Below are 16809 nucleotides of genomic sequence, written 5' to 3' on the forward strand. Positions count from 1 at the left end.
ATGAACGAAGAGAAGCTTCTCGACTATCTCAAGCGGGTGACTGCGGATCTCCAGCAGACTCGCCAGCGCCTGCTCGAGGCCGAGTCGGCGGACCAGGAACCGATCGCGATCGTCGCCATGAGCTGCCGGTTCCCCGGCGGGGTGAGCTCTCCCGAAGACCTGTGGCGCGTGGTGGCGGACGGTACCGACGCGATCACGGAATTCCCCATGGACCGGGGCTGGGACATCGACGCCCTCTACGACGAGGACCCGGACCGTCCCGGCACCAGCTATACGACCGAGGGCGGCTTCCTGGAGAACGCCGACCGGTTCGACCCGGCGTTCTTCGGGATCTCCCCGCGTGAGGCGCTCTCGATGGACCCCCAGCAGCGGCTGCTGCTCGAAACGTCCTGGGAGGCGTGCGAGCGCGCGGGCATCGACCCGATGTCCCTGCGGGGCAGCCGTACCGGTGTGTTCGTCGGCACCAACGGCCAGGACTACTCCATGCTCACGCTCGGCGCGACCGAGAGCCTGGAGGATGTCGAGGGCCACTCGGGCACCGGCAACGCGGCGAGCATCGTCTCCGGCCGGATCTCCTACACCATGGGTCTGGAGGGCCCCGCGCTCTCCGTGGACACGGCCTGTTCGTCGTCCCTCGTGGCCCTGCACCTCGCCGTCCAGGCGCTGCGCCAGCGTGAGTGCACACTCGCGCTGGCCGGTGGTGTCACGGTGATGTCCACCCCGTCGGCGTTCGTCCAGTTCAGCCGGCAGCGCGGCCTTGCCGCGGACGGCCGGTGCAAGCCGTTCGGCGCCGCGGCCGACGGCACGGGCTGGGGCGAGGGCGTCGGCATGCTGCTCGTGGAGCGGCTGTCCGACGCCCAGCGCAACGGCCACCAGGTGCTGGCCGTCGTCCGGGGCTCGGCCATCAACCAGGACGGCGCGTCCAACGGCCTTACGGCCCCCAACGGCATCTCGCAGCAGCGGGTCATCCGCCAGGCGCTGACCAGCGCCCGGCTGTCGGCCGCCGAGGTGGACGCGGTCGAGGCGCACGGCACGGGTACGTCGCTGGGCGACCCGATCGAGGCGCAGGCGCTGATGGCCACGTACGGGCAGGACCGGCCCGCGGACCAGCCGCTGTGGCTGGGAGGCATCAAGTCCAACATCGGGCACACACAGGCCGCCGCCGGTGTCGCGGGTGTCATCAAGATGGTGATGGCCATGCGTGCGGGCGTGCTGCCCAAGACGCTCCACGCGGACGAGCCCTCGCCGCACATCGACTGGACCGGCGGCGCCGTCTCCCTGCTGCACGACCCGATCCCGTGGCCGGACCGGGAGCACCCGCGGCGCGCCGCGGTGTCCTCGTTCGGCATGAGTGGCACCAACGTGCACACCATCCTTGAGCAGGCTCCCGAGGCCGATCCGGCGGAGATCGATGAGGCCGATGAGGCCGGCCCCGAGGCCGCCGGCGGTCCGGTGGCGTGGCCCGTGTCGGGCCGTAGCGCGGAGGCGCTGCGTGCGCAGGCCGGACGGCTGCGTGAATTCCTCGCCGAGCGCCCGGAGTTGGACGTGGCGGAGGTGGCTCACTCGCTGGCCACGACCCGGTCCGCCTTCGAGCACCGGGCCGTGGTGACCGGAGCCGACCATGAGGTGCTCCTCCAGGGCCTTGAGGCGATAGCCGAGGACACCGTCACGTCGAACGGAGTGGTACGCGGGAGAACCGGCGACGCCGGCCGTTCGGTGTTCGTGTTCCCGGGTCAGGGGGCGCAGTGGCTGGGTATGGCGGTGGAGCTCCTTGAGTCCTCGCCGGTGTTCGCGGAGGCGATCGGTGAGTGTGAGACGGCGTTGTCGGCTCATGTGGACTGGTCGTTGACGGACGTACTGCGCGGTGGCGAGGGTGCTCCCGGTTTCGACCGGGTGGATGTCGTTCAGCCGGTGTTGTTCGCGGTGATGGTGTCCCTGGCGAAGCTGTGGCGTTCGGTGGGTGTCGAGCCGGACGCGGTGATGGGCCACAGCCAGGGCGAGATCGCCGCGGCGTGTGTCGCGGGTGCGCTGTCGCTGGAGGACGCCGCGAAGGTGGTGACCCTGCGGTCCCAGGCGATCGCGGCGGGTCTGGCCGGCCGTGGTGGCATGGTGTCGGTGGGGCTTCCGGTCGATCAGGCGCGGGAGCGTATCTCTGGCTGGGACGGTGCGATATCCGTTGCGGCGGTCAACGGCCCGGGTTCGGTCGTGGTGTCCGGTGACGCGGGTGCGCTGGATGAGATGGTCGCCGAGCTTGAGGGCGAGGAGGTCCGGGTTCGCCGGGTTCCGGTGGACTACGCGTCGCACTCCGCGCATGTGGAGGAGATCCGCGAGGAGTTGCTGAGGGTCTTGGCGGACCTGAAGCCTCGTACCTCCGAGGTGCCGTTCTATTCGACGGTGTTCGGTGGGCTGGTGGATACGGCCGCTCTGGACGCGGAGTACTGGTACCGCAATCTGCGGCAGACGGTCGAGCTGGAGGCCACGACTCGCCTCCTGCTGGACGACGGTCACACCGTGTTCATCGAGGCGAGCCCGCACCCGGTGCTGACCCTGCCGGTGCAGCAGACGGTGGAGGCCGCCGAGGTGCAAGCCGTGGTCGTCGGCACCCTGCGCCGCGACGAAGGCGGCCTGGAGCGGTTCCTGACCTCCGCCGCCGAGGTGTTCGTGCGCGGAGTCACGGTCGATTGGACCGCCCTGACCGGGGGCCGGAGCCCCCGCCCGGTGGAGCTGCCGACGTACGCCTTCCAGCGTCAGCGTTACTGGCTGGACGTGCCGGCCTGGGAGATGTCGGCCACCGGCGACGCGCTGGGCGCGGACGCGGTGGACGCGCGTTTCTGGGACGCGGTGGAACGCCAGGACCTGGAGGCGCTGACGCGGACGCTGGAGGTGGAGGGCGAGGAGCAGCAGTCGTCGTTGACGGCGTTGCTTCCGGCGCTGTCGTCCTGGCGCCGTCAGCGGCGTGAGCAGAACACGGTCGAAAGCTGGCGTTACCAGGCGGTCTGGAAGCCCCTGGCGTCCGCGTCCGAGTCGACGCTCTCGGGCACCTGGCTCGTCGTTCTTCCCGCCTCGCACGCCGATGACGCCCTCGTGTCCGCCACGGTGAACGGGCTGGAGACGAACGGGGCCGACATCGTCCGGGTGGTCCTTGACGCATCGGGCAACGACCGCGAGGCGGTCGCGGAGCGGCTGCGTGTGGTGCTCGACGAGGCCGGGGTGGAGTCGTCGGGTGTGGCGGGTGTGTTCTCGCTGCTGGCGTTGGATGAGTCGGGGCACGAGTCCTTCGGGGGTGTTCCCGCTGGGCTTGCCGCGATGGTGGGGCTGGTCCAGGGGCTGGGTGATGCGGGTGTGGTGGCTCCGCTGTGGTGTGGCACCCGGGGTGCGGTGTCGGTGGGTCGCTCCGACCGGCTGGTGAGTCCGGTGCAGTCGATGGTGTGGGGCCTGGGCCGGATCGTGGGGGTGGAGTATCCCCAGCGCTGGGGCGGTGTGGTGGACCTGCCCGAGACCGTGGACGTCAGAGCGCTGGTCCGTCTGGCCGGGGTGCTGGCGGGTGTGGACGGTGAGGACCAGGTCGCGGTGCGTGGTTCTGGTGTGTTCGTCAAGCGGTTGGTGCGGGCTTCCGTGGGTGAGGCCGCGGGTGTTGAGGGGTGGCGTGCGGGCGGTTCGGTGCTGGTGACCGGTGGTACGGGTGCGCTGGGGGGCCATGTGGCTCGTTGGCTGGCTCGTACGGGTGCCGAGCATCTGGTGCTGACGAGTCGTCGTGGGATGGAGGCCGGGGGTGCCGCTGAGCTGAAGGCGGAGCTGGAGGGCCTGGGTGCTTCGGTGACGGTGGTGGCGTGTGATGCGGCCGACCGTGATGCGCTGGCTGCGGTGCTGGAAGAGATTCCGCAGGAGTTGCCGCTCACTGCCGTGGTGCATACGGCGGGTGTGCTGGATGACGGTGTGGTGGATGCTCTGACGGTGGAGCGTGCGGCTGGGGTGTTGCGTCCGAAGGTGGATGCGGCGCGGAATCTGCATGAGCTGACGGCGGGGATGGATCTGTCGGCGTTCGTGTTGTTCTCCTCGGCGGCGGGCACGTTGGGTGGCCCGGGCCAGGGGAGTTACGCGGCGGGTAATGCCTATCTCGACGCGCTGGCGTTGCAGCGACGCGCGGACGGCCTTCCGGCCACTTCCATCGCCTGGGGCGCCTGGGCCGGCGGCGGCCTCGGATCCGGCGAGGTCGGCGAGCGGATGGACCGTTCCGGCGTGGTCGGGATGGTGCCCGAGCTGGCGATCTCCGGAATGCAGCAGGCGCTTGAACTGGACGAGACGTTCCTGGTCATCGCCGAGATCGACTGGGACCGCTTCCAGCCGGAATTCGTCGGCTCACGCCCGAACGCGCTGTTCCGCGAGGTGCCCGAGCTGAACCGCCCCGCCGCCACCACTGGCGCGGACGCGGGCGACGGCGACGACGCGATCTCCGCGCTGCGCCGGGAGTTGGCGGAACTGTCCCCCGCCGAGCAGCCCAAACTCCTCCAGGAACTGGTGCGCAACCAGGCCGCCGACGTCCTCGGCTACGACAGCGCCGACGCGGTGGAGGCCGACCGCGCCTTCCGCGACCTCGGCTTCGACTCGCTGACCGCCGTCGAACTGCGCAACCGCCTCGGCGTGGTCACCGGCCTCCGGCTGCCGGTCACCTGTGTCTTCGACTACCCGACCGCCACCGTTCTGGCCCGGTACCTGCACACCGAGATGTTCGGCGAGCAGCCGGTCACCGGGGGCGCCACCGCCGCCGCGCCCAAGCGGCCGGAGGCGCTCGACAACCCCGTCGCCACCGACGAGCCGATCGCCATCATCGGCATGAGCTGCCGGTTCCCCGGCGGGGTACGTACCCCCGAGGCGCTGTGGGACCTGCTGATGACCGAGAGCGATGTGATCTCCGGGTTCCCCGAGGACCGCGACTGGGACATCGACAGCCTCTACGACCCGGATCCCGAGAAGTCCGGTACCAGCTATGTACGGGCGGGCGGCTTCCTCGACGAGGTCGGCCACTTCGACCCCGCGTTCTTCGGGATCTCGCCGCGCGAGGCGATGGCGATCGACCCTCAGCAGCGGCTGCTCCTTGAGACGTCCTGGGAGGCGTTCGAGCGCGCCGGCATCGACCCCACGGTGCTGCGCGGCAGCCAGGCAGGCGTCTTCATCGGCTCCAACTACCACGACTACGGTTCACGCGTCCTGAGGGACGCCGAAGGAGTGGAGGGGTATCTCGGGCTCGGCAGCGCCCCCAGCGTCTCCTCCGGCCGTATCTCCTACACCTTCGGCTTCGAGGGCCCGGCCGTCACGGTGGACACCGCGTGTTCGTCGTCGCTGGTCGCCCTGCACCTGGCCTGCCAGTCACTGCGCCAGGGGGAGTCCTCCGTGGCGCTGGCCGGCGGTGTGACGATCATGGCCACGCCGGGCACGTTCGTCGAGTTCAGCGCCCAGCGCGTGCTGTCGTTCGACGGCCGCTGCAAGGCGTTCGCGGCATCGGCCGACGGCACCGGCTGGTCCGAGGGCGTGGGCATGCTCCTCGTGGAGCGGCTGTCCGACGCCCGGCGCAACGGCCACCAGGTACTGGCCGTCGTCCGGGGCTCGGCGATCAACCAGGACGGCGCCTCCAACGGCCTCACGGCGCCCAACGGCCCGTCGCAGCAGCGGCTCATCGAGCAGACGCTGGCCGGTGCCCGGCTGGCCTCCGCCGATGTGGACGTGGTCGAGGCCCATGGCACCGGCACGCCCCTCGGCGACCCGATCGAAGCGCAGGCACTCCTTGCCACCTACGGCCAGGGCCGCCCCGAGGGTCGGCCGTTGCTGCTGGGCGCCATCAAGTCGAACATCGGGCACACACAGGCCGCCGCAGGCGTCGCGGGCGTCATCAAGATGGTGATGGCCATGCGCGAGGGCGTCCTGCCCAAGACCTTGCACGTGGACGAGGCGACACCGCATGTGGACTGGTCGGCGGGCGACGTCGAGCTACTGACCGAGACGGTGCCCTGGCCGGAGACGGACCATCCGCGCCGGGCGGCGGTGTCCGCCTTCGGTGTGAGCGGCACCAACGCCCACACCATCATCGAGCAGGCGCCGGTCGCCGACGAGCCACAGCCGCCGCGGGCCACGGCCGCCCCGGACACCACCGGGCTCCCGGTGCCGTGGATCCTCTCCGGCAGGACCGACGCCGCCCTCCGGGGCCAGGCCGAGCGGCTGCGGAACCAACTCGCCACGCTCACCGAGGAGTTCATGCCCACGGTGGACGTCGGCTACTCCCTGGCGACGACCCGGTCGCTCTTCGATCAGCGAGCCGCCCTGGTGGGCGAGGACCGCGCGGACATGCTGCGTGGCCTCGACGCCCTCGCGAAGGGTGAGACCGCGCCCGGCGTCGTGCGGGGCATGGCGGGGGCGGCCGGCAAGACGGCGTTCCTGTTCTCCGGTCAGGGCGCCCAACGGCTCGGCATGGGCCGGGAGTTGTACGAGGCGTTCCCGGTGTTCGCCGACGCGTGGGACGAGGTGTGCGCCCATCTGGATGTGCTGCTGGACCGTCCGCTGCGGGATGTGGTGTTCGCGGCGGAGGACAGTGCGGACGCCGAGCTGCTGGACCGGACGGCGTTCACGCAGCCCGCGCTCTTCGCCGTCGAGGTGGCGCTGTTCCGGCTCCTTGAGCACTGGGGTGTCCGGCCGGACGTGCTGATCGGCCACTCCATCGGTGAGATCGCCGCCGCGCATGTGGCGGGGGTGTTCTCGCTGGAGGACGCGTGCACGCTGGTCGCGGCGCGTGGCCGGCTGATGCAGGCGCTGCCGGAGGGCGGCGCGATGGTCGCCATCGAGGCGTCCGGGGAAGAGATCGCGGGGGCGCTCGCCGGTCGTGAGGCCGAAGTGAGTGTCGCCGCGGTCAACGGCCCGACGGCCGTGGTCATCGCGGGCGACGAGGCCGCCGTACTGGAGATCGCAGGCCAGTGGTCGGAGCAGGGCCGCAAGACCCGCCGTCTGCGGGTCAGCCATGCCTTCCACTCGCCCCGCATGGACGCGATGCTCGGCGACTTCCGCAAGGTCGTCGAAGAGCTGACCTTCGCCTCGCCGGCCATCGCGCTGGTCTCCAATGTGACGGGCCGGTCGGCCGGCGCGGACGAGGTGTGTTCGCCGGAGTACTGGGTGCGGCATGTGCGCGAGGCCGTGCGGTTCGCGGATGGGGTGCGGGCCCTTGAGGAGCTGGGCGTGACCCGGTTCGTCGAGGTGGGCCCCGACGGTGTGCTCACCGCGATGGCGCGGGACTGCGTGGCGGACCCCGAGGGCACCGCCGAGCCGGTCCTGGTGCCGGTGCTGCGCAAGGACCGCCCTGAGGCGCGGTCGCTGACGACGGCGCTGGCCGAGCTCCACGTGGGCGGCGTCGCGGTGGACTGGGAGCGGATCTTCACCGGGCGCGGCGCCCGCAGGGTCGAGCTGCCCACCTACGCCTTCCAGCGCGAGCGCTACTGGCTGGAGGCCCTGTCGTCGTTCGCCAGCGATGTGACCGCCGTGGGGCTCGTCCCGCCGACGCATCCGCTGCTGGGCGCCGCCGTCGAACTGCCCGACGCGGACGGCTTCCTGTTCACCAGCCGCCTCTCGCCGCAGACCGACCCGTGGCTCGTCGACCACATGGTGCAGGACACGATCCTGCTGCCCGGCACCGCCTTCCTCGAACTGGCCCTGCACATCGCCGACCAGGTGGGATGCGACCGGGTCGAGGAGCTGACCCTCACGGCGCCGCTGGCCCTGCCCGAGCGGGGCGCGGTCCACCTCCAACTGGCGGTGGGCGGACCGGACGAGAACGGCACACGCTCGCTGAACGTGTACTCCCGGCCGGAGGACTCCACCATGGAGCAGCCGTGGACACAGCACGCCTCCGGTCTGCTCGCGCGGAGCGGGGCGCAGGACGACACCAGCCTGGCCGACCTCGCCGTATGGCCCCCGGAGGGCGCCGAACGGATCGACATCGAGGACGTCTACGCCCGAATGGCCGCGGGCGGCTTCGCCTACGGCCCGGTCTTCCAGGGGCTGCGAGCGGTGTGGATCCGTGGTGACGAGGTCTTCGCCGAGGTGCGTCTGCCCGAGGAGAACGCGTCGGACGCGGAACGGTTCGGACTGCACCCGGCCCTGCTGGACGCGGCGGTCCAGGCCGTCATGTTCGTGCCGCAGGAGGAGGCGGGGCTGGCCAGGCTCCCGTTCTCCTGGACCGGCGTATCGCTGCGGGCCACGGGAGCCTCGGAACTGAGGGTGCGCCTCAGCTCGCTCGGGCCCGACTCGATCGGCCTCGCGGTGGCCGACACCAGCGGCCGGGCCGTGGCCACCGTCGACTCCCTGGTGCTGCGGCTGGTGGCGGAGGGCCAGATCCAGACGGCGGCCGGCTCCACGGCGGCCGGGCATGACTCGCTCTTCCGCCTGGACTGGACCCCCGTCCCCGTCGGCGCGCCGGCTCCGGCCTCCGAGGGAACGTGGGCCGTCCTTGGCACGGACGGCCTGGGGGTGCGCTCCGGTCTGGAGGGCGCGGGTGCCGACGTGGTGTCGTACGCGGATCTGGCCGCGCTGCGCGAGGCGGTCGACTCCGGGGCCACGCCGCCGGACGTCGTCATGGTGGCGGGCGCCGCGGAGGCGGCCGGCATCGACGACGGGGCGGATCTGGCGGGACGGGTACGTGGTGCCACGTACCGCGCGCTGGAACTGGTGCGGTCGTGGGTCACCGACGAGCGGTTCGGCGACTCCTACCTGGTGTTCGTGACCCGCGGTGCGATGGGTGCCCGGTCCTCCGGTGAGGTGCGCACCCCGGCCGAGGCCGCCGTGTGGGGCCTGCTGCGCTCCGCGCAGACCGAGCACCCCGGGAAGTTCCTGCTGGTGGACCTGGACCCGGAGGACCACGGCGACGTGTCATCGGCGCTACGGGCGGCGCTGACCGCCGAGGAGCCGCAGGTGGCCGTGCGGGACGGACGGGTGCTCGCGGCGCGTCTCGCCCGCGTGGTCCCGGCCGAGGACCTGCCCGAACCGGGGACCCCGCCGTTCGACGGCGGTGGCACGGTGCTGATCACGGGTGGTACGGGTGGTCTGGGTGCGTTGCTGGCCCGTCACCTGGTGGTGGAGCACGGTGTGCGTTCTCTGGTGCTGACGAGTCGTCGTGGCGCGGAGGCGCCGGGTGCGGTGGAGTTGGTGGCGGAGCTGGCGGGGCTGGGTGCCGAGGCGCGGGCGGTGGCGTGTGATGTCGCCGATCGTGCGGCGGTGGAGGGTCTGCTGGCCGGGATCGGGTCGGAGTATCCGTTGTCGGCCGTGGTGCATGCGGCGGGTGTGCTGGACGACGGTGTGGTGGAGTCGCTGACGCCGGAGCGGGTGGACAGGGTGCTGCGTCCGAAGGTGGACGCGGCGCTGCACCTGCACGAGCTGACCCGCGACCTCGACCTCTCCGCGTTCGTGGTGTTCTCCTCGGCCTCCTCCAACTTCGGTGGCGGCGGCCAGGCCAACTACGCCGCGGCCAACGCCTTCCTGGACGCCCTGGCACACCAGCGGCGCGGGCTCGGCCTCCCCGCGGTCTCCCTGGCCTGGGGCATGTGGGAGCAGCGCAGTGAGATGACCGGGGACCTCGGCGAGGCGGACCTCCAGCGCATCGCGCGAGCCGGACTGAACGCGCTCAGCTCACGGGAGGGCCTCGCGCTGTTCGACGACGCGCTCAGGACCGACGAGACCGTGCTCGTGCCGACCCACGTGGACCTCGCCGCCCTGCGCGTCCAGGCCCAGACCGGCGACGTCCCCGCGCTGCTGCGCGGCCTGGTGCGGGTGCCCCGGCGCCGGGCCGCGGCGTCGGAGACCACGCACACCGGCACCGGGTCGCTGCGGGACCGCCTGGCCGGTCTCTCCGCGGCCGACCAACACCGGGCGCTCCTTGACCTGGTGCGGGTGCAGGTGGCCACCGTCCTCGGCCATGGCTCGGCGGAGGCGGTGGAGCCCGACATGGCCTTCAAGGAGATGGGCTTCGACTCGCTGACCACGGTGGAACTGCGCAACCGGCTCAACGCGGAGACCGGTCTTCGGCTGTCGGCGGTGCTGGTCTTCGACCACCCGACCCCCACGGCGCTGGTGGACCACCTGCGGGAGGAACTCCTGCCGGACGGCGGCACGGGCGAGCCCCTGGTCTTCGCCGAGCTCGACAGGCTGGAGCCCTTGCTCTCCCACGTGATGGACGACGGCGAGGCGCGCACGAAGGTGGCCGGACGGCTGAAGGAGCTCCTGGAGAAGCTGGCCGAGGCTTCCGACGACTCCGGCTCCGCCGAGGTGGTCGAACGGATCGGATCGTCGTCCAACGACGAACTGTTCGCCTTCATCGACAACGAACTCGGGCTGTCCTGAACCGGCGTCCAGCGCCCTCTGACCCCCCTGACTTTAAAGAAAGCGACGGCACACAGTGAGCGAGACGAAGCTCCGCGACTACCTCAACAAGGTGACGACCGATCTGCACCGCACCCGGCAGCGCCTTCAGGAGGTGGAGGCGAAGCAGCGTGAGCCCATCGCGATCGTCGCGATGAGCTGCCGCTTCCCCGGCGGGATCAGCTCTCCCGAGGAGCTGTGGAAGATGGTCGCGGACGGCGCCGACGGACTCTCACCCTTCCCGACGGACCGCGGCTGGCACGAGGAGGTGTACAACCCGGACCCCGACAGCCAGGGCACGAGCTATGTGAACGAGGGCGGGTTCCTGCACGACGCCGCGCAGTTCGACCCCGTGTTCTTCGGCATCTCCCCGCGTGAGGCGCTGGCGATGGACCCCCAGCAGCGGCTGCTGCTCGAAGTGTCCTGGGAGGTCCTGGAGCGGGCGGGCATCGACCCGCTGTCCGTCAGGGGCACCACCGGCGGCGTGTTCATGGGCGCCGCCTTCCAGGGGTACGGCGCGGCCGGCCCGATCGAGGCCGAAGAGGTCGAAGGCCATCTGATGACGGGGCAGACGCCCGCCGTCGCCTCCGGCCGGATCTCCTACGTCCTCGGCCTCGAAGGCCCCGCGGTGACGGTGGACACGGCGTGTTCGTCGTCCCTGGTGACGCTGCATCTGGCCGCGCAGGCGCTGCGCCAGGGCGAGTGCGACTTCGCCCTGGCCGGCGGCATCACCGTCATGGCAGGACCCGGAACGTTCACCGAGTTCAGCCGTCAGCGGGGGCTCGCCTCCGACGGCCGCTGCAAGCCCTTCGCGGCCGCCGCGGACGGCACCAACTGGTCCGAGGGCGTCGGCGTGCTCCTGGTGGAGCGGCTGTCCGACGCCCGCCGCCACGGCCACCCCGTGCTGGCGGTGATGCGCGGCTCCGCGGTGAACCAGGACGGCGCGAGCAACGGCCTGACGGCCCCCCACGGCCCGTCGCAGCGCAGGGTGATCCGGCAGGCGCTCGACAGCGCGGGACTCACCCCGGATGACGTCGACGTGGTGGAGGCGCACGGTACGGGTACCACGCTGGGTGACCCGATCGAGGCGCAGGCACTGATCGCGTCCTACGGCCAGGACCGGCCGGCGGACCGGCCGCTGTGGCTGGGATCCATCAAGTCGAACATCGGTCACGCGCAGGCGGCGGCGGGTGTCGCGGGGATCATCAAGATGGTGATGGCGATGCGGCACGGCGTCCTGCCGAAGACGCTGCACGTCGACGAGCCGACCCCGCACGTGGACTGGTCGGCGGGGGCCGTGGAACTGCTGACCGAGGCACGGCCCTGGCCGGAGACGGGCCGGCCCCGCCGGGCGGCGATCTCCTCCTTCGCGATCAGCGGCACCAACGCGCACACCGTCATCGAGCAGGCCCCCGAAGCCGAGGAGCCGGCACCGGCCGATCCGCAGGAGGGCCCGGGAGCCGAGGCCCCCGCCCCGGTCGCCGCCCCCGTCGTGCCCTGGCTGGTCTCCGGCAAGGGCGAGGCCGCGTTGCGGGCGCAGGCCGAGCGGCTGCACGCCCGTCTGACGGCCCAGGGCTCCGCCCAGGACGACGAACTCGCGGGGGCGTCGGTGGCGGACATCGGCTACTCCCTGGCCGTGTCCCGGTCGGCGTTCGAGCACCGCGCGGCGGTGATCGGCGACGACCGCGAGAGCCTTCTGCGGGGCCTGCTGGCCGTGGCTCAGGGCGAGGTGACCCCGGGCGTGGTCAGGGGGCAGGCGGCGAAGGGACGCAGGACCGCCTTCGTGTTCCCGGGGCAGGGCGCCCAGTGGGCGGGGATGGCGGTGGGGCTGCTGGACTCCTCGCCGGTGTTCGCCGAGGCGATCAGCGAGTGCGAGGCGGCCCTGTCGGCTCATGTGGACTGGTCGCTGACGGACGTACTGCGCGGTACCGAGGGCGCTCCCGGTTTCGACCGGGTGGACGTCGTTCAGCCGGTGTTGTTCGCGGTGATGGTGTCGCTGGCGAAGCTGTGGCGTTCGGTGGGCGTCGAGCCGGACGCGGTGATGGGTCACAGCCAGGGTGAGATCGCGGCGGCCTGTGTGGCCGGCGCGCTGTCGCTGGAGGACGCCGCCAAGGTGGTGGCGCTGCGGTCGCAGGCCATCGCCGCCGGTCTGGCGGGCCGTGGTGGGATGGTGTCGGTCGGGCTGCCGGTCGACCAGGTCAAGGAGCGCATCGCCGCCTGGGACGGCGCCATTTCGGTCGCCGCGGTCAACGGCCCCGGCTCGGTCGTCGTCTCCGGTGATCCCGGTGCGCTGGACGAGATGGTGGCCCAGCTTGAGGGCGAGGAGGTCCGGGTCCGCCGGGTTCCGGTGGACTACGCCTCGCACTCCGCCCACGTGGAGGAGATCCGCGAGGAGCTACTGAAGGCCCTGGTCGACATCGAGCCGCGTTCCTCGGAGGTGCCGTTCTATTCGACGGTCTCCGGTGCAGTGGTGGACACCGCCGGTCTGGACGCCGAGTACTGGTACCGGAACCTGCGGCAGACCGTAGAGCTGGAGGCCACCACCCGCACCCTGCTCAAGGACGGCCTCACGGTGCTCGTCGAGGTGAGCCCGCATCCGGTGCTCACCCTGCCCGTGCAGCAGACGGTGGAGGCCGCCGAGGCGCGGGCGGTGGTCGTGGGCACGCTGCGGCGCGACGAGGGCGGCCCGGAGCGGTTCCTGACCTCGGCCGCCGAGCTGCACATCAGCGGGGCCGTCGTCGACTGGGAGAAGGTGTTCCAGGGGCGTGACGCCCGCCGGGTGGAGCTGCCGACCTACGCCTTCCAGCGCCAGCGCTACTGGCTCGACACGACGGCGGGCGTCGGCGACGCGGGCTCGGTGGGCCTCGGACCGGTGTGGCACCCCCTGCTGGGTGCCGTGGTCTCGCTGGCCGGCGGCGGCGGGGTGCTGCTCAGCGGACGGTTGTCGATGGCCACGCACGCCTGGCTCGCCGACCACTCGGTGGAAGGCATGGCGCTGGTGCCCGGCACGGCCTTCATGGAGATGGCCGTACAGGCGGGGGACCAGGTGGGATGCGCCCGCGTCGAGGAGCTGGTGCTCGAGGCGCCCCTGGTGGTGCCCGAGCGCGGCGGGGTGCAGATCCAGGTCGAGGTGGGGGACGTCGACGCCGCGGGCCACCGCGAGGTGAGCGTCTTCTCGCGGATCGAGTCCGACGAGGAGCGGGCCGACCTGGGCAATCCATGGGTGCGGCACGCACACGGTGTGCTCACCCCGCCCGGCCCGGCGGCCTCCTTCGACTTCAAGAAGTGGCCGCCCTCCGGGTCCAAGCCCGTCGACATCTCCGGCGGGTACGAGCACGCCGCCGAGCACGGGCTGCGCTACGGCCCCGCGTTCCAGGGGCTGCGGCGCGCCTGGCGGCGCGGCGACGCGGTGTTCGCCGATGTGGAACTGCCCGAGGAGCAGCTCGGCACCGCGAAGTACTTCGGCCTGCACCCGGCCCTGTTCGACGCGGCCCTCCACGCGATCGGCGTGAGCAAGGCGATGCGCGGAGGCGATGACGCGCCGAGCGCGGGCACTCTGCTGCCGTTCTCCTGGAAGGGCTTCTCCCTCGAAGCCGTCGGCGCGGGAGCCCTCCGGGTCCGGATGGTCCCGGACGGGCGGCAGGCGGTGTCCCTGGCGATAGCCGACACCTCGGGCCGCCCGGTGGCCTCGGTCGACTCCCTCGTCCTGCGGCCGATCCAGGCCCAGGCGTTGCGGAACGCGGGCCGGACGAACGGTGACGCGCTGTTCCACATGGAGTGGACGGCGGACGCGGTCAAGCCCACCGAGAGCGTGGCGCAGGGCTGGGCGGCGGTACTGGGCGACGACCTCCTCGGCGTGGGCGCCGCGCTGGAGATGTCGGGCGTCACCGTCGACGTGTACACGGACCCGGTGGCGCTCGGCGACGCCGTGTCGTCGGGCACGCTCATGCCCGGCATGGTGGTGCTGCCGGTGGCCCCGGGCGGCGCGGCCGTGGTGGACGAGGTGCATGCGCGGGTCGCCGAGGCGCTGGAGACCGTCCAGTCGTGGCTGGCGGACGAGCGGTTCGCGGCGACCCGGCTGGTGCTGGTGACGCACGGCGCCGTGGACACCGGTGACGGTGTCACGGACCTGGCGGGCGCGGCCGTATGGGGACTGGTGCGCTCGGCGCAGTCGGAGAACCCGGGCCGGGTGGTGCTGGTCGACACCGACGATGTCGAGAAGTCGGCGGGACTCCTCGCGGGTGTGGCGGCCTCCGGTGAGGAGCAGGTCGTGGTGCGCTCCGGTGAGGTCCGCGTGCCGCGCCTGGCCCGGGCGCTGCCCTCGGGCGACGCTCCCGAGTCGGCGACGTTCGGCTCCGGCGCGGTGCTGGTGACCGGCGGCATGGGTGTGCTGGGCGGTCTGGTGGCCCGGCACCTGGTGACCCGGCACGGCGTCGGGAAGCTGGTGCTGCTGTCCCGCCGTGGCGTGAACGCGGACGGCGCGGCCGAGTTGCGGGCCGAACTGGAGGCCGCGGGCGCCGAGGTGATGATCGCGGCGTGTGACGCCTCGGACCGTGAGGCGCTCGCCGCGGTGTTGTCGGGGCTGCCCGAGGAGTTCGCGCTGAGCGCCGTGGTGCACGCGACCGGGGTGCTGGACGACGGGCTGTTCGCCTCCATGACGCGCGAGCGGGTCGAGCCGGTGCTGCGGGCGAAGGTGGACGCCGCGTGGAACCTGCACGAGCTGACCGCGGGCATGGACCTGTCGGCCTTCGTGCTCTTCTCGTCGGCCGCCGGCGTGCTCGGCTCGGCCGGACAGAGCAACTACGCCGCGGCCAACGTGTTCCTGGACGGCCTCGCGTCATGGCGGCGGACTCAGGGGCTGCCGGGTGTCTCACTGGCGTGGGGCCTGTGGGAACAGGCCAGCGGCATGACCGGCCACCTCGGGCAGGGGGACCTGCGCAGGGTGTCGCGTTCGGGCCTGGTGCCGCTCTCCTCCAAGGAGGGCCTGGAGCTGTTCGACGAGGGCGTCACCTCCGGCCAGGCCGTGGTGATCCCCACCAGGGTGGACCTGGGTGCGCTGCGCGCCCAGGGCGCCGCGATGCCCGCCGTGTTCCGTGCCATCGTCCCGGAGTCCGCAGCCCGGCGTACGGCCCGGGCGGTCGAGTCCGAGGCCGGCGACCAGCCCACCCAGCTGCGGCAGCAGCTCGCCGGACTGTCGGAGACCGAGACCGAGGAGGCACTGCTCGAACTGGTGCGTACGCTCGCCGCCGCGGTGCTCGGCTACACGTCACCCGACGGGGTCGACACCAGCCACGAGTTCATGGAGATGGGCTTCAACTCCCTTACGGCGGTGGAGTTCCGTAACCAGCTCGCCGCGATCACCGGCCTCCGGCTGGACACCACGGTCGTCTTCGACCACCCGCGCCCCCTGGAGCTGGTGTCCCATCTGCGGCCCCGGCTCGCGGCCGCGACGGCGTCCGCTGCCGCCGACCGTCAGACCGAGCCGACATCGGCCCAGGCCGCCACGCCGACGCCCGCGACCGCGCCTCCGGCGCCGCAGGCGGACGCGCCCGACACCCTCGGCTCCCTGTTCCGGGAGGCGGCGGCGCAGGGCAAGACCAAGGTCGGCATGGATCTGCTGGTGAACGCCGCGCGGCTGCGTCCCACCTTCGAGGACCCGGCCGACTTCGAGGGGACTCTCAGGCCCGTGCGGCTCTCCCGGGGTGCCGAGCATCCCCGGCTGATGTGCTGCTCCTCCTACATGGCGCTGGGCGGCGTCCACCAGTACGCGCAGCTCGCCGCCCCGTTCCGGGGCAGCCGGGACGTCGCGGCCCTGCCCGCCGTGGGGTTCGTCCAGGGCGAGAGCCTTCCGGCCACCCCGGAGGCGCTGTTCCACCTCCAGGCGCGGATCGTCTCGGAGTACGCCGACGGCGCCCCGGTCGTCCTGGTCGGTTCGTCGGCCGGCGGAATGGTCGCCCACTCGGTGGCCGCCGCTCTGGAGAGCCAGGGCACACCGCCCGCGGGAGTCGTCCTGCTGGACACCTACCTTCCGGACAGCGCGAGCATCGGCCAGTTCGAGAACACCATGCTCGACGAGATGTACGAGCGGGACACCCTCGTCTCCATGGAGGGTGTCCGGATGTCGGCCATGGGCTGGTATCTGCATCTGTTCGAGGGGTGGAAGCCGCCGGAGAGCGCGGTTCCCAGCCTCCTCGTCCGTGCGGCGGAACCGATGGGAGAGGTGGGCCCGGACCCGGCGGGCTGGCAGTCGGACTGGCCGGCCGACTCCGTGATCGACGTACCCGGAACCCACTTCACGATGATGGAGAAGCAGGCGGGCACCACCGCACAGGCCATCGAGGACTGGGTGGCCAGCCTCTAGCGCAGCACGCGCCCGCCCGCACCGACGGCCCGCGGGCGGGCGCCCCACGCCGCAGC

At 72.2% G+C, this 16809-nt stretch carries 1 protein-coding gene and 1 pseudogene; both read left to right on the plus strand.

From position 1 onward, the window contains the following. Positions 1–10374, plus strand: a complete 10374-nt coding sequence (locus ACRAKF_RS31445) for a type I polyketide synthase (RefSeq protein WP_447042262.1) — start codon at positions 1–3, stop codon at positions 10372–10374. A 55-nt stretch (positions 10375–10429) separates the two neighbouring features. Then, positions 10430–16753 (plus strand): annotated as a pseudogene (locus tag ACRAKF_RS31450) (type I polyketide synthase); the annotation flags it as partial. Positions 16754–16809: the final 56 nt, after the last annotated feature.

The sequence above is a fragment of the Streptomyces sp. DSM 118878 genome, from assembly GCF_052936595.1.